The sequence below is a fragment of the Heyndrickxia sp. MSNUG genome, assembly GCF_049532715.1.
In the GTDB taxonomy this organism is placed as follows: Bacteria; Bacillota; Bacilli; order Bacillales; family Cytobacillaceae; genus Mesobacillus.
The window spans coordinates 4,648,818-4,674,080 of the sequence record NZ_CP150978.1 but is presented as its reverse complement, the minus strand read 5'-3'; the positions used below and the strand labels follow the sequence as shown (position 1 = coordinate 4,674,080).

The 25,263-nt window shown below is 44.9% G+C and carries 20 protein-coding genes; 16 read left to right on the top strand and 4 right to left on the bottom strand.

Features of this window, described 5'->3' with window-relative positions; all coding sequences use genetic code 11:
- Nucleotides 1–193 precede the first annotated feature (193 nt).
- The 3 genes from speE to AABM38_RS23285 all read left to right on the top strand — a co-directional run bounded on the left by speE (nucleotide 194) and on the right by AABM38_RS23285 (nucleotide 3,604).
- Nucleotides 194–1,021: a spermidine synthase gene (gene speE / locus AABM38_RS23295; RefSeq protein WP_423408510.1), complete on the top strand. Its 828-nt coding sequence runs from the start codon at nucleotides 194–196 to the stop codon at nucleotides 1,019–1,021.
- 121 nt (nucleotides 1,022–1,142) lie between these two features.
- Nucleotides 1,143–2,015 (top strand): agmatinase, encoded by an 873-nt coding sequence (gene speB / locus AABM38_RS23290; protein WP_423408509.1) that lies wholly within the window; start codon nucleotides 1,143–1,145, stop codon nucleotides 2,013–2,015.
- A 269-nt stretch (nucleotides 2,016–2,284) separates the two neighbouring features.
- Nucleotides 2,285–3,604, top strand: coding sequence for a short-chain fatty acid transporter (locus tag AABM38_RS23285; RefSeq protein WP_423408508.1), 1,320 nt, complete (start codon nucleotides 2,285–2,287; stop codon nucleotides 3,602–3,604).
- 398 nt (nucleotides 3,605–4,002) lie between these two features.
- Here the strand turns inward: AABM38_RS23285 and AABM38_RS23280 are convergent, their stop codons facing one another.
- Nucleotides 4,003–4,155, bottom strand: coding sequence for a DUF1540 domain-containing protein (locus tag AABM38_RS23280; protein ID WP_335377271.1), 153 nt, complete (start codon nucleotides 4,153–4,155; stop codon nucleotides 4,003–4,005).
- Between the two features lie 400 nt (nucleotides 4,156–4,555).
- Here AABM38_RS23280 and AABM38_RS23275 point away from each other — a divergent pair, with 400 nt between their 5' ends.
- Both AABM38_RS23275 and argS read left to right on the top strand, forming a co-directional pair.
- Nucleotides 4,556–4,999: a DUF1934 domain-containing protein gene (locus AABM38_RS23275; RefSeq protein WP_423408507.1), complete on the top strand. Its 444-nt coding sequence runs from the start codon at nucleotides 4,556–4,558 to the stop codon at nucleotides 4,997–4,999.
- Nucleotides 4,996–6,666, top strand: a complete 1,671-nt coding sequence (gene argS, locus AABM38_RS23270) for an arginine--tRNA ligase (protein ID WP_423408506.1) — start codon at nucleotides 4,996–4,998, stop codon at nucleotides 6,664–6,666. The genes AABM38_RS23275 and argS overlap by 4 nt, the downstream gene beginning before the upstream one ends.
- A 241-nt stretch (nucleotides 6,667–6,907) precedes the next feature.
- Here argS and uvsE read toward each other — a convergent pair whose 3' ends face one another.
- Nucleotides 6,908–7,864 carry a UV DNA damage repair endonuclease UvsE gene (gene uvsE, locus AABM38_RS23265; RefSeq protein ID WP_423408505.1) on the bottom strand — a complete coding sequence of 319 codons (957 nt, stop codon included), beginning with the start codon at nucleotides 7,862–7,864 and terminating at the stop codon, nucleotides 6,908–6,910.
- A 60-nt stretch (nucleotides 7,865–7,924) separates the two neighbouring features.
- Nucleotides 7,925–9,124: a cardiolipin synthase gene (cls, locus tag AABM38_RS23260; protein ID WP_423408504.1), complete on the bottom strand. Its 1,200-nt coding sequence runs from the start codon at nucleotides 9,122–9,124 to the stop codon at nucleotides 7,925–7,927.
- A gap of 225 nt (nucleotides 9,125–9,349) precedes the next feature.
- Here cls and AABM38_RS23255 point away from each other — a divergent pair, with 225 nt between their 5' ends.
- The 10 genes from AABM38_RS23255 to AABM38_RS23210 all read left to right on the top strand — a co-directional run bounded on the left by AABM38_RS23255 (nucleotide 9,350) and on the right by AABM38_RS23210 (nucleotide 23,477).
- Entirely contained in the window at nucleotides 9,350–11,461 is a 2,112-nt protein-coding gene (locus tag AABM38_RS23255; protein WP_423408503.1) for a heterodisulfide reductase-related iron-sulfur binding cluster, read from the top strand.
- Between the two features lie 311 nt (nucleotides 11,462–11,772).
- Nucleotides 11,773–12,960, top strand: a complete 1,188-nt coding sequence (locus AABM38_RS23250) for an acetyl-CoA C-acetyltransferase (protein ID WP_423408502.1) — start codon at nucleotides 11,773–11,775, stop codon at nucleotides 12,958–12,960.
- A gap of 99 nt (nucleotides 12,961–13,059) precedes the next feature.
- A complete protein-coding gene (locus tag AABM38_RS23245; protein WP_423408501.1) occupies nucleotides 13,060–13,911 on the top strand; it encodes a 3-hydroxybutyryl-CoA dehydrogenase in 852 nt (283 codons plus the stop codon).
- A 109-nt stretch (nucleotides 13,912–14,020) separates the two neighbouring features.
- Nucleotides 14,021–15,151 (top strand): acyl-CoA dehydrogenase, encoded by a 1,131-nt coding sequence (locus AABM38_RS23240; protein ID WP_423408500.1) that lies wholly within the window; start codon nucleotides 14,021–14,023, stop codon nucleotides 15,149–15,151.
- Nucleotides 15,152–15,324: 173 nt separating this feature from the next.
- Complete coding sequence (locus AABM38_RS23235; RefSeq protein WP_423408499.1) at nucleotides 15,325–16,464, top strand: acyl-CoA dehydrogenase; 1,140 nt, start codon at nucleotides 15,325–15,327, stop codon at nucleotides 16,462–16,464.
- A 39-nt stretch (nucleotides 16,465–16,503) separates the two neighbouring features.
- Complete coding sequence (locus tag AABM38_RS23230) at nucleotides 16,504–17,157, top strand: TetR/AcrR family transcriptional regulator (protein WP_423410826.1); 654 nt, start codon at nucleotides 16,504–16,506, stop codon at nucleotides 17,155–17,157.
- Between the two features lie 2 nt (nucleotides 17,158–17,159).
- The gene (gene icmF / locus AABM38_RS23225) at nucleotides 17,160–20,420 is read left to right on the top strand and encodes a fused isobutyryl-CoA mutase/GTPase IcmF (protein WP_423410825.1); all 3,261 of its coding nucleotides are present in this window, start codon (nucleotides 17,160–17,162) and stop codon (nucleotides 20,418–20,420) included.
- 306 nt (nucleotides 20,421–20,726) lie between these two features.
- Nucleotides 20,727–20,909 carry a hypothetical protein gene (locus tag AABM38_RS23220; protein ID WP_423408498.1) on the top strand — a complete coding sequence of 61 codons (183 nt, stop codon included), beginning with the start codon at nucleotides 20,727–20,729 and terminating at the stop codon, nucleotides 20,907–20,909.
- Between the two features lie 149 nt (nucleotides 20,910–21,058).
- Nucleotides 21,059–21,622: a DNA-directed RNA polymerase subunit delta gene (gene rpoE / locus AABM38_RS23215; protein ID WP_423408497.1), complete on the top strand. Its 564-nt coding sequence runs from the start codon at nucleotides 21,059–21,061 to the stop codon at nucleotides 21,620–21,622.
- Nucleotides 21,623–21,875: 253 nt separating this feature from the next.
- Nucleotides 21,876–23,477 (top strand): CTP synthase, encoded by a 1,602-nt coding sequence (locus AABM38_RS23210; protein WP_423408496.1) that lies wholly within the window; start codon nucleotides 21,876–21,878, stop codon nucleotides 23,475–23,477.
- A gap of 495 nt (nucleotides 23,478–23,972) precedes the next feature.
- Here AABM38_RS23210 and AABM38_RS23205 read toward each other — a convergent pair whose 3' ends face one another.
- Entirely contained in the window at nucleotides 23,973–24,494 is a 522-nt protein-coding gene (locus AABM38_RS23205) for a DUF2529 domain-containing protein (RefSeq protein WP_423408495.1), read from the bottom strand.
- 256 nt (nucleotides 24,495–24,750) lie between these two features.
- On the opposite strand from AABM38_RS23205, the gene AABM38_RS23200 reads away from it, so the two are divergent.
- A complete protein-coding gene (locus AABM38_RS23200; protein ID WP_207501374.1) occupies nucleotides 24,751–25,119 on the top strand; it encodes a response regulator in 369 nt (122 codons plus the stop codon).
- The last annotated feature ends 144 nt before the right edge of the window (nucleotides 25,120–25,263 follow it).

Here is a 25,263-nt window from a genome sequence, read left to right as displayed (position 1 = left end):
TAGATTCAACTATACTTTTTCTGATGTTTGTATTTGTGATGTTGGGGAAGTATAAAACTAAATGTGCAAGCGATTCATTTTGAAAATAGATAATTACGGGGCGTAAGGTCTTGCAGTGTTTCAGGCTGTGTCAATGCATGTAAAATTTCGCCGCATCATAACGGAAATTTTTTTGCCGAAAGGAAGGATATTAATGGGTCTTTGGTTTACAGAAAAGCAGACAGAAAACTTTGGTATCACAATGAAAGTGAACAAGACGTTACATACAGAGCAAACGGAATTCCAGAAGCTTGATATGGTGGAAACAGAAGAGTGGGGCAATATGCTATTGCTTGACGACATGGTTATGACATCTGTAAAGGATGAGTTCGTATACCACGAAATGGTTGCGCATATTCCATTGTTCACACACCCGAACCCTGAGCATGTATTAGTTGTAGGCGGCGGAGACGGCGGCGTAATCCGTGAAGTCCTTAAACACCCTAGCGTGAAAAAAGCGACTTTGGTTGATATTGATGGAAAAGTAATTGAGTACTCTAAAAAGTTCTTGCCTGAAATCGCTGGAAAGCTTGACGATCCTCGCGTTGATGTACAGGTTGGCGACGGCTTCATGCATATTGCAGAAAGCGAAAACCAGTATGATGTCATCATGGTTGATTCTACTGAACCAGTTGGACCAGCAGTGAACCTGTTCACAAAAGGCTTTTACGCTGGAATTTCCAAGGCATTGAAGGAAGACGGCATCTTTGTTGCTCAGTCTGACAACCCTTGGTTCAAGGCTGACCTAATCCGCAATGTTCAAAAGGACGTGAAGGAAATCTTCCCGATCACACGCCTTTACGTGGCGAACATCCCAACATACCCAAGCGGAATGTGGGCTTTCACACTAGGTTCAAAGAAGCATGACCCGCTTGAAGTAAGCGAAGACCGCTTCCACGAAATCGAAACGAAATACTACACGAAAGAGCTTCACAAAGCAGCTTTCGTATTGCCTAAATTTGTTGGCGACCTTTTAAAATAAGATTTGAATAGTGGGCTCCGGCGTTGCTGCATGTTTCTGCCGGGTTCGCCCAGTTTAAGGCTTCCCGGTTATTCGGGGGCCATTTTAATGTGGACTAACAATAGTGAAAGAGGTGTTTGGAATGCGTTTTGATGAAGCCTATTCTGGCAATGTATTTATCGGCAGCCATTCAAATTATATGGAAAGCAAGGCAGTTCTTTATGGTATGCCAATGGACTGGACTGTCAGCTACCGCCCGGGATCCCGTTTCGGCCCTACTCGTATCCGCGAGGTGTCTATCGGACTGGAAGAATACAGCCCGTATCTTGACCGTGAAATGGCAGACCTTAATTATTTTGATGCAGGGGATATCCCGCTTCCTTTCGGGAATGCACAAAAAAGCCTTGATATGATTGAAGAATTCGTCGATAAGATTTTAGCTGCTGAAAAATTCCCGCTCGGAATGGGTGGAGAACACCTAGTATCGTGGCCTGTTATGAAAGCTGTAGCGAAAAAGTACGAAAATCTTGCCATCATCCATTTTGATGCACACACAGATTTGCGCGAGCATTATGAAGGGGAGCCATTATCCCACTCAACGCCTATCCGCAAAATTGCTGAACACATTGGTCCTAAAAATGTCTATTCATTCGGTATCCGTTCAGGTATGAAGGAAGAATTCGAGTGGGCAAAGGAAGTCGGCATGCATATTTCAAAATTTGAGGTTCTTGAGCCTTTAAAAGAAATTCTGCCTACGCTTGCAGGCCGTCCGGTTTATGTCACAATCGACATCGATGTCCTTGATCCAGCGCATGCGCCTGGAACAGGCACAGTCGATGCTGGCGGCATCACTTCAAAGGAATTGCTTGCATCCATCCATGCAATCGCAAACTCAGAAGTGAATGTCGTAGGTGCTGATTTAGTAGAAGTAGCGCCAATTTATGATACTTCAGAAATGACATCAAATACTGCAAGCAAAATCATCCGTGAAATGATGCTTGGTTTTGTGAAGTAAATATGAGTAATGAAGCTGCTTCCTTTTTATGAGGGGGCAGCTTTTTTAGTTTGGCTGTATTTAAGTTCAATGTTATTTTCAGCAACGGTTGATTGGAACAGAATTCATTAGCTAAGCCATATTATTTGATTTATTAGGGTGAAACGGCCGAAATAAAATCGTCAAACATAAACAAAATTGTAAAATCGCTTCCTTTTAGAAGGAATATTCATAATTATCGAGAAAATATAATGCTTATGAGTGTTACTACTTAAAAGGAGGTAAAAAGAATGAAAATGTTAGTTTCATTTTTCAATCGCTTAATGCAGCGTTATCTGCCTGACCCATTTCTGTTTGTCATCATATTAACTTTCGTTGTATTCGGGTTAGGTCTTATTTTTACAGATAACGGTCCGTACCAAATGGTGCAGCATTGGGGCAATGGGTTCTGGGGTCTATTGGTTTTCACCATGCAGATGGTTCTCGTTCTTGTAACGGGCCACGTGCTTGCCAGCAGCCCAATTTTTAAAAAGGGATTAGGTGCACTGGCATCACTTGCGAAATCTCCTGGGCAGGCGATTATTATCGTGACCTTCGTTTCGATGATTGCGAGCTTAATCAACTGGGGATTCGGCTTGGTGATTGGAGCATTGTTTGCGAAGGAGTTAGCCAAGAAAGTTAAAAATGTCGACTACAGACTTTTAATTGCAAGCGCTTACTCTGGTTTTGTCGTCTGGCATGGAGGAATCTCAGGTTCCATTCCGCTTACGATCGCAACAGAGGGTCATTTTACCGAGAAGATGATTGGAGTTATTCCAACTGATCAGACGATTTTTTCGAGTTTCAATCTATTTATTGTCATTGCATTGCTGATCATTTTGCCAATCGTTACAAGAATGATGATGCCATCGAAGGAAGAAACGGTAACGGTGGATCCGCTCATTTTGGAAAATGATGTACAGGCGGCAGCGATTGAACAGGGAGTCATGACTCCTGCAGAGCGTCTGGAAAATAGCCGAATCGCTTCTCTATTGATCGGTGCTTTTGGACTTGTATTCTTATTTTATTATTTCGCGAACAACGGTTTTAAGCTGAATCTTGATATTGTTAATTTCCTATTTTTATTCCTGGGGATTTTGTTCCATGGAACTCCAAAGCAGTTCCTCGATGCCGTTTTAAATGCGGTAAAAGGAGCAAGCGGAATCATTGTCCAGTTCCCTTTTTACGCCGGTATCATGGGAATGATGACAACATCGGGCCTTGCTGCCGTCATTTCGGAAGGCTTCGTCTCTATTTCGAATGAATTTACCTTCCCTCTGTTCACCTTCCTGAGCGCTGGATTGGTTAATATATTTGTCCCATCAGGCGGAGGGCAATGGGCTGTTCAGGCTCCTATTATGCTGGAGGCCGCTCAAACGATGGGAGTGTCCATCCCGAAAACAGCAATGGCTGTTGCCTGGGGCGACGCATGGACCAACCTGATCCAGCCATTCTGGGCACTGCCTGCACTGGCAATCGCCGGGTTAAAAGCGAAGGACATCATGGGGTATTGCGTCATTACGCTGATTGTCAGCGGTATTGTCATTTCTGTAGGGATGTTGTTTTTCTAGAGTTGTATTTAAAAAAAATGGGATATTCGTCTAGATAAGAGGAGAAGCGAGATGCTTCTCCTTTTAAAATTGGAAAAAAGCAGAGGTTTTTTCCAGTTTGCGGGATTTCGACAAGGATTTGCGTAATCAAAGGATGAATTTGTGGGATTTCGACAAAAATTTGCGGAAACACAGGGGTACTAGCAGGATTTCGAAAAAAAATTACGGAATCAAAAGCCGTTCTTGCGGGATTTCGTCAAAAAGCTGCGGAATCAAAATGCGTTCATGCAGGATACCCAACAAAATCATGTGGAATATCATATTTCTTAAAAAGAAGCCGCGCATATGTCCGGATCTGCTCCTATATTTTCAAAAAAAATGAAAAACTGGATAGCTCTAAGCCATCCAGTTTACTAAAATTACATTTTTTCAAAAGTATCACAAATTGTTTCGCGCTCATTAGCTGCTTGTCTGCCAGTATTGGCGATCACTTTAATAGAATCAGCCACACATTGGTCGCCTTCTGCCCAGTATTTACAATTTTCCACTTCACATTTAACCTCGATTTTCATGTTGGCCACCTCCTTAAAAGGTTTTGTTAATCAATACCCGGTTTGAAGACCTGTTAATCCTAAGCGTCCATTCCTAATATTGGCTGGTTTAAAAAGTAGGAAATGTGCAGAGAGATTCCCTGCGAACCTTGCACTTTCAAAGGAGAATATTTATACTTATAAAGTTATAATAAGAGTAGAAAAGCGGAAGTGCCTTGGGCAGCCCCGACAGGCATAAGACGACCTGCGAGGAGGCAGTTCATCAGCCACCACAGCAAGGCTGCTACTTGAAATTCTTCTATGCAGCCTTGAGACGCGGTGTGAGCCGTGGGAGCACAGACCTCCCCGAATTTTCATCCTCGCAGGCTTATGACCCGAGGGGCTAGGCACTGGAGCTGGACAAGAAAAGGGCGTGTAATCGATGTCGATTGAACCCGCTGATCAAATACCTGTTAAGGTGACGGTTAAGACGGTTATTTATAGTGGCAGTGAGAAGGAGACTTTTGAATTGACCACTTTTGGCCGATACTATAAAAAAGCGAGCAGCTCGTACCTCCAGTATGATGAAGTGATGGAGGAAGGGGATGTTCATACGACGGTGAAAATATCGGGAAATGAAGTACTGATTTTGCGGAGCGGTGCGATCAAGATGAGGCTTCACTTTCTGCTGAATAAAAAGACTCCCGGCAATTATAAGACGCCGTATGGTGTGCTGGAAACCTCGGCGCTCACAAAACGGCTTGATACTGATTTTAATGAAGAAAAGCAGGAGGGCCATGTAGATTTGCTGTATGATATGGCGATTCAGGGCGCGAATGCAGGTACATACCATATGACGATCAATTATAAGGAGGAAGCCAAATGAATATAGTTGAACAGGTTCAATTGAAGCTGAAAGAAGAAATCAAGCAGGCTGCCATCAAGGCTAATCTTGCAGAGGAAGCGCAAATCCCTTCAGTCGTGCTTGAAACACCAAAGGAAAAGGCACATGGGGATTACTCTACGAATATGGCGATGCAGCTTGCGCGTGTTGCAAAGAAGGCACCTCGCCAGATTGCTGAGCTGTTGATCGAGAATTTTGATAAAAGCAAGGCATCCATCGAAAAAATTGAAATCGCAGGGCCAGGCTTCATCAATTTTTACATGGATAACAGCTATTTGACAGATTTGATTCCAGCGATCCTTGAAGCGGGCGACAACTACGGGGAATCCAAGGTTGGCAATGGTCAGAAAATCCAGGTCGAGTTCGTTTCTGCTAACCCGACAGGTGACCTGCACCTTGGACATGCGCGCGGCGCGGCAGTAGGCGACTCATTGTGCAATGTGCTTTCAAAAGCTGGTTACGATGTTTCACGTGAGTATTACATCAATGATGCCGGCAACCAGATCAACAATTTGGCATTGTCTGTTGAAGCTCGTTACTTCCAGGCGCTTGGCATGGATAAGCAGATGCCTGAAGATGGCTATCACGGTGAGGACATTATTGGAATCGGCAAGAAGCTTGCTGAGGAGTTTGGCGATAAGTATGTCAATGTTCCAGATCAGGAACGTTTCGATACATTCCGTGAGTACGGCTTGAAATATGAAATGGAAAAGCTGAAGCAGGACCTTGAGAATTTCCGAGTGAAATTTGATGTGTGGTATTCTGAGACTTCACTGTACCATGATGGAAAAATAGATGTAGCATTGGATGCTCTTCGTGCCAATGGCCATATCTACGAAGAGGACGGTGCTACGTGGTTTCGTTCAACGGAGCTTGGCGATGATAAGGACCGCGTGCTGATCAAGCAGGATGGCTCTTACACTTACTTGACTCCCGATATTGCTTACCATAAGAACAAGCTTGAACGCGGCTTTGAAAAATTGATCAACATCTGGGGAGCAGACCACCACGGCTATATCCCTCGTATGAAGGCGGCAATCCAGGCACTTGGCTACGAGCGGGACACGCTTGAGGTTGAAATCATCCAGCTTGTCCACCTTTATAAAAATGGCGAGAAGATGAAGATGAGCAAGCGTACAGGTAAGGCTGTTACGATGCGTGACCTGATCGAAGAGGTAGGCCTAGATGCAGTTCGTTACTTCTTCGCGATGAGAAGTGCGGATACGCATATGGACTTTGACCTTGATCTGGCTGTTTCCCAGTCGAATGAAAACCCAGTATTCTACGCACAGTACGCACATGCACGTATTTCTAGCATTTTGCGTTCAGCTGAAGAGCAAGGCTTCACAGCTGGAAAAGACGCTGATTTCAAATTGATTGAGGCGGAGAAGGAAATGGACCTGCTGAAGAAGATTGGCGAATTCCCGCTTGCGGTTGCAGAGGCAGCTCAAAAACGCATGCCGCACCGTATCAGCAACTATATTTTCGAGCTTGCATCAGTGTTCCACAGCTTCTACAATGCTGAAAAAGTATTGGATATGGACAATAAAGAAAGAACACAGGCTCGTTTGTCCCTGATCAAGAGTGCGCAAATCACGTTGAAGAATGCACTTGCTTTGATTGGTGTATCTGCACCTGAAAAGATGTAACTTAAAAAGCAAGAGACCCTGCCATTTGTTGGCAGGGTCTCTTTTCTGCCTGGAAAAAATCATCGGGAATTTCCAGTTCGCTATAAAAGTTGAAATTTCGCTATATAAACTAATCTTTCGCTATAAAAATAAAATTTTCGCTATAAAAATCGATTTTTCGCTATATAAACTTTATTTACGCTATAAAAAATAATCAGGCGCGATAAAATCAACAAAAGGCTGCTATCACTTCATGCCAAAATTATTTCCACTCCAAAACAGCTCCGCCAATCCGTTTCACTCCACGGATTTTAGCCAAATCCTCAACCAAAGCGAGCACCGCCTTATCCTTCGTTTTCGCTTCAATCATGAAATCGACGTCCCGGCCGATGCTGCGCAAAATAGCAATCAAAGGCAGGATGAAATCAGGATCAACGTAATCCGCATGTGAACGGTACGCTTTCTCCGATTTAGGAGAGGAGATATGGATTTTTGGCTTCAAGCCTGTCCGAGACCATGTCTCAAAGCCAACAGGCAGGATATTCTCGAGCGTTTCTTCACAGAGGTTCGCCATATGATGGTGATAATCAAACATGAACGGCACATCTTCCTTCACGCAGGCAGCGAGTGTTTCCTCTGCATTATACGTTTTGTCGTCATTCTCCAGAGTGGTGATTTTCTTTATGTGAGCAGGGAGCTTCGCGAAGTTTTCATGGAACCGCAAAATGGTTTCTTCCTTGTTCCCATAGGCTCCGCCAATATGGATATTGATGATTGCTTCGTTCTCGAGTCCCATCGCTTCCAGCATTCCATAATGATATTCCATGTCCAGAATCGCATTGGCTGTCACTTCCTCCCGAGGCGAGGTGAAAAGCGTAAACTGATTCGGATGGAAGCTTGTCCTTATTCCGTGCTTTTTGACAAGGTCACCGATTTCCAGCCACTTATCGCGGAAAGGCGTAACATAATCCCAGTTCACTTCTGGATGCGTCGCCAGCGGGGCAATCGAGCTTGAGAACCGGTAAAGCGGGATATCGTGAGCGATATTGTAATGAATCATTCTTTCTGTGTTTAACAGGTTTTGGTACGTCACGGAAAGCAGCTTTTCATGACGCTCCTCACTGGCCAGCTGTCCGTAACGTGCAAACGTCAATGCCTTCGACGGGGAAGCATCCCATAAACTGATGGCAGTAGAGACATAACCAAGCCGAATAATCATAGTGAAACTCCTTCATTGACCGAAGTCACTTCGTTTGGCTTCGGTTATTTTTTGCATTGTTTATAAAAAGTAAGAAATCGTCCGTGCAGCCTTTTCCTTGACGGAAAGCAGCATGTTAACCCGATTCAGTTCCTGAAGTGTCGCCTTTTGGGAATTTAAAATATCCTCTGTAATGATATGTTTCACTTTTTTAATAAAAGCGGGATCATAAATCAAACAATTCAATTCATAATTAAGAAACATGCTTCTTTTATCAAAATTTGCCGTTCCTGCGTCACAAACTTGATCATCGATAATAATGACTTTTGCATGGTAAAAGCCTTTTAAATATTGGTACACATCTGCTCCTTCCTTGATCAGCGTCCTTAAATAAGGAAGGGAGGCTTCTTTTACTAGAATATGATCTGCTTTGTGAGGAACGAGAATCGTGACAGCGACACCTTTTTTTAGTGCATCAAGTAAAAGATTAAAAATTCTCTTACTTGGAATGAAATAAGGAGTGCCAATAAAAATCGATTTTTCAGACTCGGTGATCAGGTTTGCAATCAGTTCCTCGAGCAGAATTCCTTCCGTTGGTACGAGCCGCTGGCGGATTGACCCTTTTTCCAAAGGCGGAAAATAGGCCTTGTCGTGCAGGAGATTGACCTTAGCAGCTGCTTGCCAATCCTCGAGAAACTCTTTTTGCAGGTCCATGACTCCTTCACCGGTCATTTTTAAATGGTAGTCCCGCCATGGTGACAGCTTTGGATCCTGATCATAATATTCCTTGCCGATATTAAAGCCCCCAAGATAACTGAGGCGTCCGTCAATGACAGTAATTTTACGATGGTTCCTTACTTGTGATGAGTAAAACAGGAATGGGAATTTCGGTGTTTGCGAATAAGCGAATTCTACGCCAGCATCCTTCAGGGATTGGATCGATTTACGCTTCAATCCGCTGCCAACCCAGTCGACCAGCAGGCGGACTTCGACTCCTTCTTTAGCTTTTTCTTTTAAAATGGAAAGAAACTCCTGGCTAATTTTATCATCCTGAACAATGTAAAACAGAATATGAATGTGCTGTTTTGCATTTTTTATTTCTGTGAAAAGGTCATGGAACAATTCAGGACCTTTTGCAAAAATGGCAAGATCACTGTCCCTCATAGGTAAAACTTTATTATTTACGTTCGACAGATGCTTTTTTCTTCCGAGCATGAAGTCTGCATATACCCACAAGGCAAGCCCTGCTACTATCCCGAGTAAAATCCATCCAATTTCCATAGCGATTCGGCTCCCTTTACAGTATTTATTTTATCTTTGCCGAAATCGTATGTTATATGTTATGTTCCTGTAAAAGAGGGAGAATAAACAATTTTCAGAAATGAAAGGAAATAAGTTGACTGAATGCTCATTCATTATATAATGGTATTATAGATAAATTCAGAAAATTGGTTTGTTTAGAAATTTTCATCCAACAAAATAGCATCGAAAGGGGTAAACGATTTTATGAACGGTCTGCTTTGGATCAATCTTATCGCGTTCTTGCTTGTAACCGCTTACGCAGTCAGTTTGTTCGTTTATGTGGTTAAAACGAGAATCGAATACATCAAGCTCGGCAAGAAATCGGAGTTTGATGATGATGTAAAAGAGCGTGTAAGAAGAATCTGGGTACATGTATTTGGCCAGAAAAGACTTTTGAAAGACAAAAAAAGCGGTATTATCCACGTTATGTTTTTTTATGGATTCATTCTTGTCCAGTTCGGGGCAATTGATTTTATTTGGAAGGGCTTGAACCCAGGCTCTCATTTGCCGCTTGGACCTCTGTATCCAGGCTTCACGTTTTTCCAGGAAATCGTGACATTGACGATCCTTGTTGCAGTCGTATGGGCATTTTACCGCCGTTATGTTGAAAAGCTTGTCCGTTTGAAGCGCGGCTTTAAAAACGGTCTTGTTCTATTGTTTATCGGCGGATTGATGCTTTCTGTGCTTCTTGGCAATGGGATGGGCATGATCTGGCATGGCCATGAAGGCACATGGACAGAGCCCGTTGCATCACTGATTGCAACCGCATTCAGGGGAATTCCTGAGGCGGCAGCCATTACGATTTTCTATATCGCATGGTGGATTCACTTGCTGTTCCTGCTTGCATTCCTCGTGTATGTGCCGCAGTCCAAGCATGCACACTTACTCGCAGGTCCTGCCAATGTTTATTTGACTAAGGTCGATTCTCCAGGAAAGATTAAAAAGATCGATTTTGAAGACGAGACTCAGGAAACTTTCGGTGCCGGTAAAATCACCGATTTCAATTATGAACAAATGATCGATTTCTATGCCTGCGTTGAATGTGGCCGCTGTACGAATATGTGTCCGGCAACTGGCACAGGCAAAATGCTGTCACCAATGGATTTGATCGTCAAGCTCCGTGACCATTTAACATTGCACGGTGCTGCTGTCACTTCCAAGCAGCCTTGGGTGCCTACATTTGCTTTTTCAAACACCAAGGGCAACCAGATTGCATTGGCAGCTGCTGGCCAGGGGGCAAATGAAGCTGCTGCAGGTCTTGCCTACAGCCCAAGCATGATTGGCGACGTCATCACAGAAGAGGAAATCTGGGCGTGTACGACATGCCGTAACTGTGAAGACCAATGTCCAGTTATGAATGAGCATGTTGACAAGATCATTGACCTTCGCCGTTACCTCGTATTAACAGAAGGTAAAATGGATGCAGACGCACAGCGTGCAATGACGAATATCGAGCGCCAGGGCAACCCTTGGGGCTTGAACCGTAAGGAAAAAGAAGACTGGCGCGAGCTTCGCGACGATGTCGTTGTTCCTACGGTAAAAGAATTGAAAAAAGCGGACGAAGAGTTTGAATACTTATTCTGGGTTGGCGCAATGGGTTCATATGACAACCGCAGCCAAAAGATCGCCCTATCATTCGCGAAGCTTCTGAACGAAGCAGGCGTTAAGTTCGCGATCCTTGGAAACAAGGAAAAGAACTCTGGTGATACACCGCGCCGCCTTGGTAATGAGTTCTTATTCCAGGAGCTTGCAACAAAAAATATTGAAGAGTTTGAAAAAAATGAAGTGAAGAAAATCGTTACGATTGACCCTCACGCATACAATATCTTTAAGAATGAATATCCTGACTTCGGACTTGAGGCAGAGGTTTATCACCATACTGAGCTTCTTGCGCAGTTAGTGAAGGAAGGAAGACTCGTTCCGAAGCATGCACTGAATGAAACAATTACTTTCCATGATTCTTGCTACCTTGGAAGATACAACGAGGTGTATGACGCACCGCGTGATATCTTGAAGGCAATTCCAGGTGTAACTTTGAAGGAAATGGAACGCAACCGCGATACAGCAATGTGCTGCGGCGCAGGTGGCGGCTTGATGTGGATGGAAGAAGAAACAGGACACAGGATCAACGTTGCCCGTACTGAACAGGCATTATCCGTGAATCCTTCCGTCATCAGTTCTGGATGTCCATACTGCCTGACGATGCTTTCAGATGGAACGAAGGCGAAGGAAGTGGAAGAGAGCGTAGATACTCTCGACGTTGCCGAACTGCTTGAAAAGTCGGTTTTTGGGGAACTGAAACCACTCGTATCATAAGATAAAACAAAACTCACACCTAAATAGTAGAAGTTGACTCACAGGTAAAATTCAATCAATATTTTTGAATTTTTAGCAAAGTGTTTCAATTTCTACTATTTTTAAAGTAAAATGAATAGTATGATAAAGCGCTTACATCTGTGGATGCCGAATCGGCAAATCAACCTCTTGGAAATTCTTCAATTTTTACATTTCATTTAAAGGTTTATTTTTTTAGCTAGTTATCGAGCGAGCGTTCAGTCATCATAACGCTTCGTGGATATGGATTTACTTTTTTCACTAATTAATAGATTAGCAGGGGAGAGATGATCATGGGTAAAACAGTCATTTTAGCAGGAGCAAGAACACCTTTCGGCAAGCTAGGGGGAGCGCTGAGCGGATTTACTGCAGGTCAGCTTGGCGGAATCGCAGTGAAAGAGGCGCTGGCACGCGCAGGTGTTACTCCTGAGGAAGTAGGCGAGGTCATTCTTGGAACTGTGCTTCAGGGAGGGCAGGGGCAGCTTCCTTCACGACAGGCAGCGAGAGAAGCAGGTCTCCCTTGGGAAGTGAAGACGGAAACGGTCAATAAGGTATGTGCTTCTGGTATGCGCAGCTTGACGATTGGCGACCAGATTATCCGTGCCGGAGACGAGGAAGTGATTGTCGCGGGCGGAATGGAATCGATGAGCAATGCACCTTACCTTCTGCCAAAGGCTCGCTGGGGCTTGAGAATGGGCGATGGCCAGGTGAAGGACTTGATGATTCATGACGGCTTGACTTGCAGCTTCAAAGGCGTGCATATGGGCACATACGGTAACGAAGTCGCAAAAGAATTGGAAATCAGCCGCGAGGAGCAGGACGAGTGGGCTTACCGCAGCCATCAAAGGGCAATCGAAGCAATCGAAGCAGGAAAGTTTGCTGAAGAAATTGTTCCTGTTGAAGTGCCACAGCGAAAAGGCGATCCGGTTCTTGTCGAGCATGATGAATCGCCAAGGAAGGATACTTCACTGGAAAAGCTTGCGAAGCTGGGATCCGTATTCAATTCGGATGGTACGATCACGGCCGGCAATGCACCAGGTATCAATGACGGTGCGGCGGCCCTCGTGCTGATGAGTGAAGAGCGTGCCCAGCGTGAAGGCAGGACACCGCAGGCAGTCATCCTTGGCCATGCTGCGATTGCGACTGAAGCGAAGGACTTCCCGAAGACACCTGGATTGGTGATTAACGAGCTGTTGAAGAAAACAGGGAAATCCCTTGAGGAAATTGCCCTTTTTGAAATCAATGAAGCCTTTGCTGCAGTTGCTTTAACGAGCGGACGCATCGCGAACCTTGATCCTGAGAAGGTCAATGTGAACGGTGGTGCTGTTGCCCTTGGGCACCCGATTGGAGCGAGTGGGGCGCGCATCATCCTCACCTTGATGCATGAACTGAAGCGCCGCGGCGGCGGGGTCGGCATTGCGGCGATCTGCAGTGGTGGTGGCCAGGGAGATGCAGTGATGATCGAGGTTCCTAAACAATAGGCTTTTGGATTAATAATTGGATTTGGAATGGTGATTGGGAGGGCAGTTTGATACTGTCCTCCGTTGACATGAATTTTATCTGAAGCAGGGGGAGAAACGATGAGTGTTCAAACAATTATGGTAATCGGTGCAGGCCAAATGGGTTCAGGGATTGCCCAGGTATGCGCGCAGGCAGGATACAGCGTGTTATTGAATGATCTTAAAGCTGAATTCGTCGAACGAGGATTGGCTGGCATCAAAAAGAACCTTAACCGCCAGGTCGATAAAGGCCGGATGACTGTTGACCAACTGGATGAGATTGTTGGCCGCATTACTTCTTCACATGACTTGCATGACGCAGGAAAAGTCGACCTTGTCATTGAAGCAGCGGTGGAGAACATGGACATCAAGGCAAAGATTTTCGCCCAGCTGGACGAAATCGCTCCAGCTCATGCGATTCTTGCTTCCAATACTTCATCCTTGCCAATTACGGAAATCGCCGCGGCTACTAAACGTCCGGAGAAAGTGATTGGCATGCACTTCATGAATCCTGTTCCAGTGATGAAGCTAGTTGAAATCATCCGCGGCCTTGCAACTGCTGATGAAGTCTATCAAACAATTGAGGACATTACGAAAACGCTGGAAAAGGTGCCTGTTGAGGTAAATGATTTTCCTGGCTTCGTATCAAACCGCATCCTGATGCCGATGATCAACGAAGCAATCTACACATTGTATGAAGGCGTTGCAACGAAGGAAGCGATCGATGAGGTCATGAAGCTCGGCATGAACCATCCAATGGGCCCGCTGACGCTGGCAGATTTCATCGGCCTCGACACATGCCTCTACATCATGGAAACACTGCACGAAGGCTTCGGCGACGACAAATACCGCCCATGCCCGCTGCTAAGAAAATACGTAAAAGCAGGCTGGCTAGGCAAAAAATCAGGCCGCGGCTTCTACACATACCAATAAATCACATTAACACATTAAAGCACTGGGGGTCAGACCCCCGATGCGGTGATGCGGTGAAGTGCTGGGGGTCAGACCCCCGGGGCTTTAAAGCGCTAAAGGAGGTTGGAGTATGAATCTTAGGTTTACGGAAGAGCAAGATATGATGCGGAAGATGGTGCGTGATTTTGCGCAGAGTGAGATTGCGCCGTTTGTTGAGAAGATGGAGGAAGGCGAGTTCCCTAAGGAGATCTTAAAGAAGATGGGCGAACTTGGATTGATGGGGATTCCGGTCCCTGAGCAGTACGGCGGCTCGGAGATGGACTTTATTTCCTATATCATCGCCATCCATGAAATTTCGAAGGTGAGCGCGACGGTTGGTGTCATTCTGTCTGTCCATACATCAGTAGGCACGAACCCGATTTTATATTTTGGAACAGAAGAGCAAAAGCAGAAATACGTACCAAAGCTGGCTGCTGGTGAATACCTTGGGGCATTCTGCCTCACAGAACCGAGCGCAGGTTCGGATGCGGCAAGCCTGAAAACACGAGCGGTAAAGAAGGATGGCCATTATGTATTGAACGGCTCGAAGGTGTTCATTACGAATGGCGGCGAAGCAGATGTTTACATTGTCTTTGCTAACACAAATCCGGAAGCTGGTACAAAGGGTGTGTCGGCTTTTATTGTTGAAAAGGATACACCAGGCTTCATTGTCGGCAAAGATGAGCACAAAATGGGGCTATATGGTTCACGTACTGTACAGCTTACATTCGAAGACATGATGGTACCTGAAGAAAACCTCCTCGGCCAGGAAGGTGAAGGCTTTAAAATTGCAATGAGCAACCTGGATTCCGGCCGGATCGGCATTGCTGCACAGGCGCTGGGTATTGCGGAAGCGGCTTTAGAGGCAGCAACTGAATATGCAAAGGATAGACAGCAGTTCGGAAAACCAATCGCTGCTCAGCAGGGCATCAGCTTCAAGCTTGCCGATATGGCTACATCCGTTGAAGCTGCAAAACTATTAATCTATCGCGCAGCCCAGCTTCGTTCAGAAGGGCAAAAATGCGGCCTGGAAGCATCGATGGCAAAGCTTTTCGCTTCAAGGACAGCTGTAGAAGTGGCAACAGAAGCGATCCAGGTATTCGGCGGCTATGGCTATACAAAGGAATATCCGGTAGAACGCTTTTTCCGTGACGCAAAAGTCACGGAAATTTATGAGGGTACGAGCGAAATCCAGAAGATTGTTATTAGCAAGCAGTTATAAAGACATCATCCGTAAAGCTTGGTGTCCGGAAATAGGTGGATTGGCCGTGAAGACGCCATCAATGAAGCCTATTGGCGCCCAAAATCGTTGGTGCAAACGAAAAAAGGGCAACAACAAGATTGTGACCCAATAATCGTGACTGAAAAATTAAACAGTTAACGGAGGAAATTAAAATGAACTTTAGATTATCCGAAGAACATGACATGATCAGAAAGATGGTACGTGATTTTGCGAAGAATGAAGTGGCTCCGACTGCTGCTGAGCGTGACGAGGAAGAACGCTTTGACCGTGAGATTTTTGATAAAATGGCTGAGCTTGGCCTTACTGGGATTCCTTGGCCAGAAGAATACGGCGGAATTGGCAGTGACTATCTTGCTTACTGCATCGCTGTTGAAGAATTGTCCCGTGTGTGTGCATCCACAGGAGTAATGCTTTCTGCTCACACTTCACTTGCAGGCTGGCCGATTTTTAAATTCGGCAATGAAGAACAAAAGCAAAAATACTTAAGACCAATGGCGGAAGGCAAAAGCATTGGCGCATACGGCCTGACTGAGCCAGGAAGCGGTTCAGATGCAGGTGCCATGAGAACGACGGCAAAAGAAGACGGCGACCACTATGTGCTGAACGGTTCAAAAATCTTCATCACAAACGGCGGCGTTGCAGACATTTATGTCGTGTTCGCTTTAACAGATCCAACAAGCAAGCATAAAGGAACAACTGCCTTCATCGTCGAAAGCAGCTTCCCAGGCTTCTCTGTCGGCAAAAAGGAGAAAAAGCTTGGAATCCGTTCATCTCCTACAACTGAAATTATTTTCGAAGACTGCCGCGTACCAAAGGAAAACATCCTTGGCGAAGTCGGCGAAGGTTTCAAAGTTGCGATGATGACACTCGATGGCGGCCGTAACGGTATTGCTGCACAGGCGGTCGGTATCGCTCAAGGTGCGCTTGATGCAGCGGTCGATTATGCAAAAGAGCGCCAGCAATTCGGCAAGCCAATCGCTGCCAACCAGGGAATCGGCTTCAAACTTGCAGACATGGCTACTTCTGTTGAAGCTGCAAGGCTATTAACATACCAGGCAGCATGGCTGGAGTCTGAAGGCCTTCCATACGGCAAGGAATCTGCAATGTCCAAATTGTTTGCCGGCGACACTGCGATGAAGGTAACTACTGAAGCTGTCCAGGTATTCGGCGGCTATGGCTATACAAAGGATTATCCAGTGGAACGGTTTATGCGCGACGCGAAAATCACGCAGATTTACGAAGGAACACAGGAAATCCAGCGCCTGGTTATTTCACGTATGCTGACAAAATAAGGCCTTTGGAAAAATCGAAACAAGGCGGGTAGAGAAGTGATGAAGAAGCGAGAAGTGCAGGCATCGGTAAAAGATGAGCGCCTTGTGAAAAAGAGGCGCGACCAGATGATCAAAGGGGCTGTTACCCTTTTCAAGCAGAAGGGCTTTCACCGCACGACGACCAGGGAGATTGCCCGGGCTTCAGGCTTTAGCATCGGTACCCTTTATGAATATATCCGCACGAAGGAAGATGTCCTTTATCTAGTCTGCGACAGCATCTATGACGAGGTTCGTGACCGGCTTCAAGAGAACCTGGATACGAATCAGGGAACGCTTGAAAGTCTGAAAGTGGGAATCGCCAACTACTTCAAGGTAATGGATGATTTGCAGGACGAAGTGCTCGTCATGTACCAGGAAGTAAAATCGCTGACAAAGGATGCCCTTCCGTATGTGCTGAAAAAAGAAATTGAAATGGTGGCCATGTTTGAAGACGTCATCCAGCGCTGCGTCGAAAATGGCGAGCTGGTTTTGGATGAAAAGCAGGTCAAAATCATTGGGCACGATATTTTTGTCCAGGGGCAGATGTGGGGATTCCGCCGCTGGGCACTGCAGAAGCTGTATACGCTTGAAGAATACACAGAACTGCAGACCGAACTGCTTTTCAGGGGGATAAAGGGATCGGAAATGAAATTAAGAACAGGGGGAGCAGAATGAGTATGCCGGAAACGTATAAGCCAAAAAATCATATTCGCTTTGTGACAGCTTCAAGTTTATTTGACGGCCATGATGCCTCAATCAATATCATGAGAAGGATTCTACAATCACTCGGTGCTGAGGTCATCCACCTCGGGCATAACCGTTCCGTAGAAGAGGTTGTGAATGCCGCTATCCAGGAGGATGCACAGGGGATTGCGATTTCTTCCTACCAGGGCGGGCACGTGGAATATTTTAAATACATGTATGATCTTTTAAAGGAAAAAGGTGCTGGCCACATCAGAATTTATGGCGGTGGCGGCGGAGTCATCATTCCTCGGGAAATAAAAGAGCTGCATGAATACGGGATCGCGCGCATTTTTTCTCCGGAAGATGGCAGGAAGTATGGCCTTAATGGCATGATCGAGCAAATGATCAAAGAATGCGATTTCCCGACAGTGACTGCAGAAGGTGTCGAGGAAATCGAAAAGCTTGAGTCAGGTGACCCTAATGCTGTTGCGAAGCTGATTACGCTTGCGGAGCAGCAGGTAGGCACTGAAAAAGAAACAGCTGCGGCAGTGGAAAGCTTAATGGAAAAAGTGAAGACGATGACGAAGTCCGTTCCTGTAGTTGGTATCACAGGTACTGGCGGCGCGGGAAAAAGCTCGCTGACGGACGAATTGATCAGACGCTTCATCAATGAAATTCCTGAAAAACGCGTAGCGATTTTATCTGTAGATCCGACAAAGCAAAAGACAGGCGGGGCGCTGCTTGGCGACCGAATCCGTATGAACGCGATTTTCTCTCCACGTGTTTATATGCGAAGCCTTGCGACAAGGAAATCAAAATCCGAGCTATCGCTTGCGATTAAAGATGCAATCGACGTTGTAAAAGCAGCAGGCTTTGACCTCGTTATCGTTGAAACAAGCGGTATCGGGCAGGGAGACGCTGGAATAACAGAAGTGTGCGATGTTTCAATGTATATCATGACGAGTGAATTCGGGGCACCTTCACAGCTGGAGAAAATCGATATGATCGATTACGCTGACTTAATTGTCATCAACAAATTCGAGCGCAAGGGCTCTGAGGATGCGAAGCGTCAGGTGCAGAAGCAGTACCAGCGCAGCCATCTGCTATGGGAAAAAGACCTGGATGAAATGCCTGTATACGGCACGATTGCCAGCCAGTTTAACGATCCAGGCACAAATGCTTTGTTTGCTAACTTGATCAATAAAATCAATGAAAAAGCGGGCACGAACTGGACGACAACTTTTTCAAAAAATGCAAAGGTTGAAAAGCAAAACATCATCATTCCAAACGACCGCCGTTATTACTTGAGAGAGATTTCCGAGACGGTCCGCGGCTACCATAAGCATGCATCAGAACAGGCTGAGCTTGCACGCAGATTGTTCCAGATCGAAGGAACAATGGAAGCGGTAAAAGAAAGCGGGACATTCAGCGAAGTCCTTCAATCCCTTGAAGTATTGAAGGAAGAGCTTGTGAAAAAGCTGACTCCTGTATCAAAAAATATCATCGAAAACTGGGAAGCATTGAAGGGAAAATATAGTGCTGACAAATTCGTGACGAAAATCCGTGACAAGGAAATCGTCACGGAATTGAAGACGAAGAGCCTGTCCGGACTGATGATTCCAAAGGTAGCATTGCCAAAATACAAGGATTATGGCGAGATTTTACGCTGGGTATATCTTGAGAATGTACCGGGCAGCTTCCCTTATACAGCAGGAGTGTTCCCGTTCAAGCGAGAAGGCGAGGATCCAAAGCGCCAGTTCGCTGGGGAAGGAACGCCGGAAAGAACAAACCGCCGTTTCCATTACCTGTCCAAAGATGACAATGCCAAGCGATTGAGCACAGCCTTTGATTCAGTCACCCTGTACGGGGAAGATCCTGATTACCGACCTGATATTTACGGTAAGGTTGGCGAGAGCGGGGTCAGCGTATGTACGCTTGATGACATGAAGAAGCTGTATGCAGGCTTTGACCTTTGCCATCCATCGACATCTGTATCGATGACAATCAACGGCCCTGCACCGATCATTTTAGCAATGTTCATGAACACTGCGATTGAACAGCAGGTGGGAAAGAAGGAAGCCGAGCTTGGCCGCACGCTTAATGATGAAGAGTTTGCCCAGATTAAAGAAATGACGCTGCAAACGGTCCGCGGCACTGTGCAGGCTGATATTTTAAAAGAAGACCAGGGACAAAATACGTGCATTTTCTCCACTGAATTCGCATTGCGGATGATGGGCGATATCCAGCAGTATTTTATCGATGAAAAGGTTCGAAACTACTATTCTGTTTCGATTTCCGGCTATCATATTGCAGAAGCAGGTGCGAACCCGATTTCCCAGTTGGCATTCACGCTGTCGAATGGCTTCACATATGTTGAGTACTATTTGAGCAGAGGAATGAAGATCGATGACTTCGCACCAAACTTGAGCTTCTTCTTTTCGAATGGCCTTGACCCTGAGTATTCCGTGATTGGCCGTGTTGCCCGCCGCATCTGGGCAACTGTGATGAAAAACAAGTACGGAGCGAATGAACGCAGCCAGAAGCTGAAGTACCATATCCAGACTTCAGGCCGTTCGCTGCACGCACAGGAGATCGACTTCAACGATATCCGGACAACGCTTCAGGCATTGATGGCACTGCATGATAACTGCAACTCGCTTCATACAAATGCGTATGATGAGGCAATCACGACGCCTACCGAGGAATCAGTGCGCAGAGCGATGGCGATCCAGATGATCATCACAAAGGAGCATGGATTGACGAAAAACGAAAATCCGCTGCAAGGTGCATTCATCATTGAAGAGTTGACTGATTTGGTAGAGGAAGCAGTGCTTCAGGAGTTCGAACGGATCAATGACCGCGGCGGCGTGCTTGGCGCAATGGAAACACAGTACCAGCGCGGAAAAATCCAGGATGAATCCATGCATTATGAAATGAAGAAGCATTCTGGAGAACTGCCGATAATCGGTGTGAACACTTACCTGAATCCGAATCCTCCATCTGAAGAAGAAGTCGACAACATGGAGCTTGCAAGAGCGACGACTGAAGAAAAAGAAACACAGATCCGCAATCTTGAAGCATTCAAGGGTATGAACAAGGATCATTCTGAAGAAGGACTAAAACGCTTGAAGGAAGCGGCAGTCAGCGGCGGCAATATTTTTGCTGAGCTGATGGAGACGGTGAAATATGCAAGCCTTGGCCAAATCACAAGAGCACTCTATGAAGTAGGCGGCCAGTTCCGCAGAAATATGTAAATTTTCCGGAAAAGTGGCAACATCTCATGTTTAAAAAAAGGGCAGTTTGTGAATAAAGGTAGGACACAACTAGAAAAATATGACACAATTACAGGATGGCTTGTAGGCTTACTATAAGCCATTCCTGCATTTCTTCACGATTAAGTCGATTGCAGAAAAATGATTTTATAAAACTTTTACATACATTTTTCCATCATATCTTATATAATCTAACTATAGGCTCATTTCGAAGACGAAATCAGAGCAATAGAAACAAGCAACTCAACTAGAGTTGGTACATACGACCTAGTGCAGGATGTGAATGAATTGAGATTGGTATTGCTTACAGCAGGAGCAGCTACAGCAGCTGCAGCCACATACTATCTATATCAGCGTCAGCTCGGTGCCATACCTTTTTTTCTTCTCTCAATCTTTTTCTTTTACCTGGCTTATACCCAGCTATCGAAAAAAAGAAGAACCAGCGTACCCTTCATCAAGAGGCTGGGATAGAAAGCGAAAAAAGCGATAGAAACGACAGATAAAACTAGCATAAAGGTTTGTAATTTGTTTATAATGTAGAATATGCATTCTGGGATAATTTCCTTGTTTTCGGACGCAAGGCCGGGTAAGGCCTGGAATAGAGAAAGGAAGTGCGAAGGTTGAGTCTAAAACAATACTCAAAAGAAGAGCTTCAAGAAATGTCTTTGATTGAAGCTGCATTCGAATTATTAAAAGAGAAGAAGCAAGCCGTTACATTCAAAGAATTAATGGATGAAATTACAAAGGTACTTGAACTGAGCAAAGCAGATGTTACTGAAAAAATGGTTCAGTTCTATACAGATTTAAACATAGATGGCCGATTCATGTCACAGGGAGAATCCCGTTGGGGACTGCGTGTTTGGTACCCTGTTGACCAAATGGAAGAGGACAATGTCACTACAGTTAAGCCTAAGAAGAAAAAGTCGAAGAAAGCAGTTGATGAGGATGATCTCGACGACTTCGACGAAATCGATGAGGAAGAACTTGACTACGATGATGTCGACGAATTCGATGACGAAGATGAAGACGATGATTTACTTGACGACGATGATGATGATGACGACATTGACGATGAAATCGAAGACACTGAAGACTTCGACGATGACGATGAATTGCTGGACGACGAAGAAGAAGAAGATCTTCCTCTTGAAGATGAAGATTTAGAGGATGACGAAGATCTATAATTCACGGCTTGACTTTTAGTATGACCGGCTGTAGAATACTTTTTGGGCTCCTTAAAAAAGGACGATTATTTAAAACAGCGACAAAACGCTCCCCATACTTTGTATGCGGGGCGTTTTTTTTATTTTCCCCGGAGAATGGCTCATGGACGGAAAATAGCAGCAAATGAGCCACATCGTAGAAGTAAAAAATTTATTAATAAATCAATTAAACAGGTGCATATTGTACAAACTGTTTGATGAGGGGGATTACATTATGGCAAAGTATATTTTTGTTACGGGCGGCGTAGTTTCGTCACTTGGAAAAGGAATCACAGCAGCATCCCTTGGCAGATTGCTGAAAAATAGGGGCATGAACGTGACAATCCAGAAATTCGATCCATACATTAACGTGGATCCTGGGACAATGAGCCCTTATCAGCATGGTGAAGTATTCGTTACAGACGATGGTGCTGAAACGGATTTGGACCTTGGCCACTATGAGCGTTTCATCGATATCAATCTGAATAAGTATTCCAACGTAACAACTGGAAAAATCTATTCAACGGTTCTTAAAAAGGAACGCCGCGGCGATTACCTTGGCGGAACAGTTCAGGTTATTCCGCACATCACAAATGAAATCAAGGACCGTGTTTTCCGTGCCGGTAAAGAAACAGGCGCAGATGTGGTTATCACTGAAATCGGCGGTACTGTAGGGGACATCGAATCATTGCCGTTCCTTGAAGCGATCCGCCAGATTAAAAATGATGTTGGCCGCGACAATGTCATGTACGTCCATTGTACTTTGGTACCTTACATCAAAGCTGCAGGCGAGATGAAAACAAAACCGACTCAGCACAGCGTAAAAGAATTGCGCAGTCTTGGCATTCAGCCAAACATCATCGTTCTTCGAACAGAAATGCCGATTTCACAGGATATGAAAGACAAGATCGCTCTTTTCTGTGACATCGATAAGGACGCTGTTATTGAAGCAGCTGATGCAGATACTCTTTACTCGATCCCATTGGCACTGCAGGAACAGAAGATGGACCAGCTTGTCTGCGACCACTTCAAGCTAGATTGCGGCGAAGCCGATATGACAGAGTGGAACGCACTTGTTGAAAAGGTGACAAACCTTTCTGGTAAAACAAGAATCGCTCTTGTAGGTAAATATGTTGAGCTTCAAGATGCGTACATTTCTGTTGTTGAATCATTAAAGCATGCTGGCTATGCATTTGACAGCGATATTGAAATCAAATGGGTTAACTCTGAAGAAGTAACAGCTGAAAATGTCGTTGAACTGCTTGACGATGTGGACGGAATCCTTGTTCCTGGCGGCTTCGGCGATCGAGGAATCGAAGGGAAAATCCTTGCTACGCAATACGCACGCGAGAACAAAGTTCCATTCTTCGGAATCTGCCTTGGCATGCAGCTCGCATCTGTTGAATTTGCCCGCAATGTTCTTGGGCTTAAGGATGCTCACTCTGCAGAAATCATGCCAAGCACGCCATATCCAATCATCGACCTTCTTCCTGAGCAGAAGGATATCGAAGACCTAGGCGGAACACTTCGTCTTGGATTATATCCATGTAAGCTTGATGAAGATACAAAGGCATACGCTGCTTACCAGGATGAAGTCATTTATGAGCGCCACCGCCATCGTTACGAATTCAACAATGAATATCGTCAGGCAATGGAAAAAGCAGGCTTCCTATTCTCTGGTACAAGCCCAGACGGCCGCCTGGTCGAAATCATCGAATTAAAAGATCACCCATGGTTCCTGGCGTCCCAATTCCACCCGGAATTCACATCAAGACCAACTCGCCCGCAGCCATTATTCAGAGACTTTATTGAAGCATCAATCAAATCTCGTCGATAATTTTGGGTGAAATATACAAAAAGCCGGTACATTCTCCCCTCGAAATAAGGGGAATGTACCGGCTTTATTTGTTGTTTTGGGATATATGATGGATTATGTCTTAATACTCGATGCAACCATTTCGATTTGTAGCTGGAAAAGGCTAAAATCGATTTTAATACCAGTTGTGACGAATATAATACCAATTGGCTTTAATTTAATACCAGTTGAAATTTATTTAATACCAGTTGCGATGAATATAATACCAGTTGGAAAGGAATTAACCCCAGTTGATCAAAGTAACACACGGGAAAAAGCGATGAAATCCTACCCCATAATATGATTGCCTTCGGATACCAATCAACTGTTGCAGAAGCTAGTATTCTTGTTGAATCGTATTTCACCAGTTGGAGTTCGTATTTCACCAGTTGGAGTTCATATTTCACCAGTTGCTTCGTTTTTCACCAGTTGAAACAATTATTTCACCAGTTGAACCCTTCACCAACAAAAAAGTAACTAGTACTCCTCCAATATCTCCTCAATCGTGAACTTCAGCCCAAAATAGATAAACAGGGCGGCCATGGATGTTGGGTAGGCAACTCTGTTTCCTGATTCATCCGGCAGCAAACCCTTTGTCATCCGCAAATCGATATGCACGTCTGCCAAGGTATCAAGCCCTTCTCCATCCGTTTCTCCGCGAACTGTTGAGATTGCCACAAAGGGGATTCCTTTTTGCTGCATATTGCGGGCAATTTCCAACGCTTCTGGATCATTCGCAAAACGGCTTACGATCAAGACGCGGTCAGCTGCTTCCAATTCAATTTCATTTGTTAAAATAGCGGCAGTTTGCAATGGTTCCTCTCCGTAAACCGCCTCAAGTCCGATCGCCTGCATTTCAAGTGTTCCGTAAAGATAGATTTTACCCTGACCAGCTGCAGCCTGTGCCAGCAGGCGTGCGCCATCTTCAATTGAATATTCTTCCTTTTCTTGCAGTCTTTTAAATAATCCAGTTAGCTGTGTCGAAAACATTTTTAACATACAAGCACCTCCGTTTTTGCCAATATTGATTATATAGGACTACAATGAGAAGGTAAAAGGTCCTGTCGAAAAATAACTTTGAAAATATGGCAGGAATTTCAATATTCTTAACGAAATATGTAATTGGGGATAAACGAAGAGCGTTTCCTGGACCAACATCTAAAATAATGACTATTTTCGCTAGCATTTTGCACACAGCACTATTCGCAAAAGAGTTGAAATTTGTCTAAAAGACTTATTAGGGGGAAAAGGCGGCATGAAAGAAAAAATACTTATTGTTGACGACCAGTTTGGCATCAGAATTCTACTTAATGAAGTGCTGCAAAAAGAAGGTTATCAAACGTATCAGGCTGCAAATGGCGTCCAGGCTCTGGATATCGTTAAAAAGCATCCACCCGACCTTGTCCTATTGGATATGAAGATTCCGGGCATGGATGGAATTGAAATTCTTAAGAGAATGAAGGTCATCGAGCCGGACATTCGTGTCATCATCATGACTGCGTACGGGGAACTGGATATGATTCAGGAAGCAATGGATCTAGGAGCACTCACTCATTTTGCAAAGCCGTTTGATATCGATGATATCCGCGCAGCTGTGAAAAAATACTCGCAAACAGTTTCATAAAAAATTTCGGTAATTTGTGTAAGAGAAAAACCTGCATTTATACATAGTGAAGTCCCTCTTGAAGCTATCAAGATGGACTTTTTTATTTCATGGCTCTGGTAAAGCTGAAAGTTGATTTTACCACCCTGTTGATTGAAGTGGAAA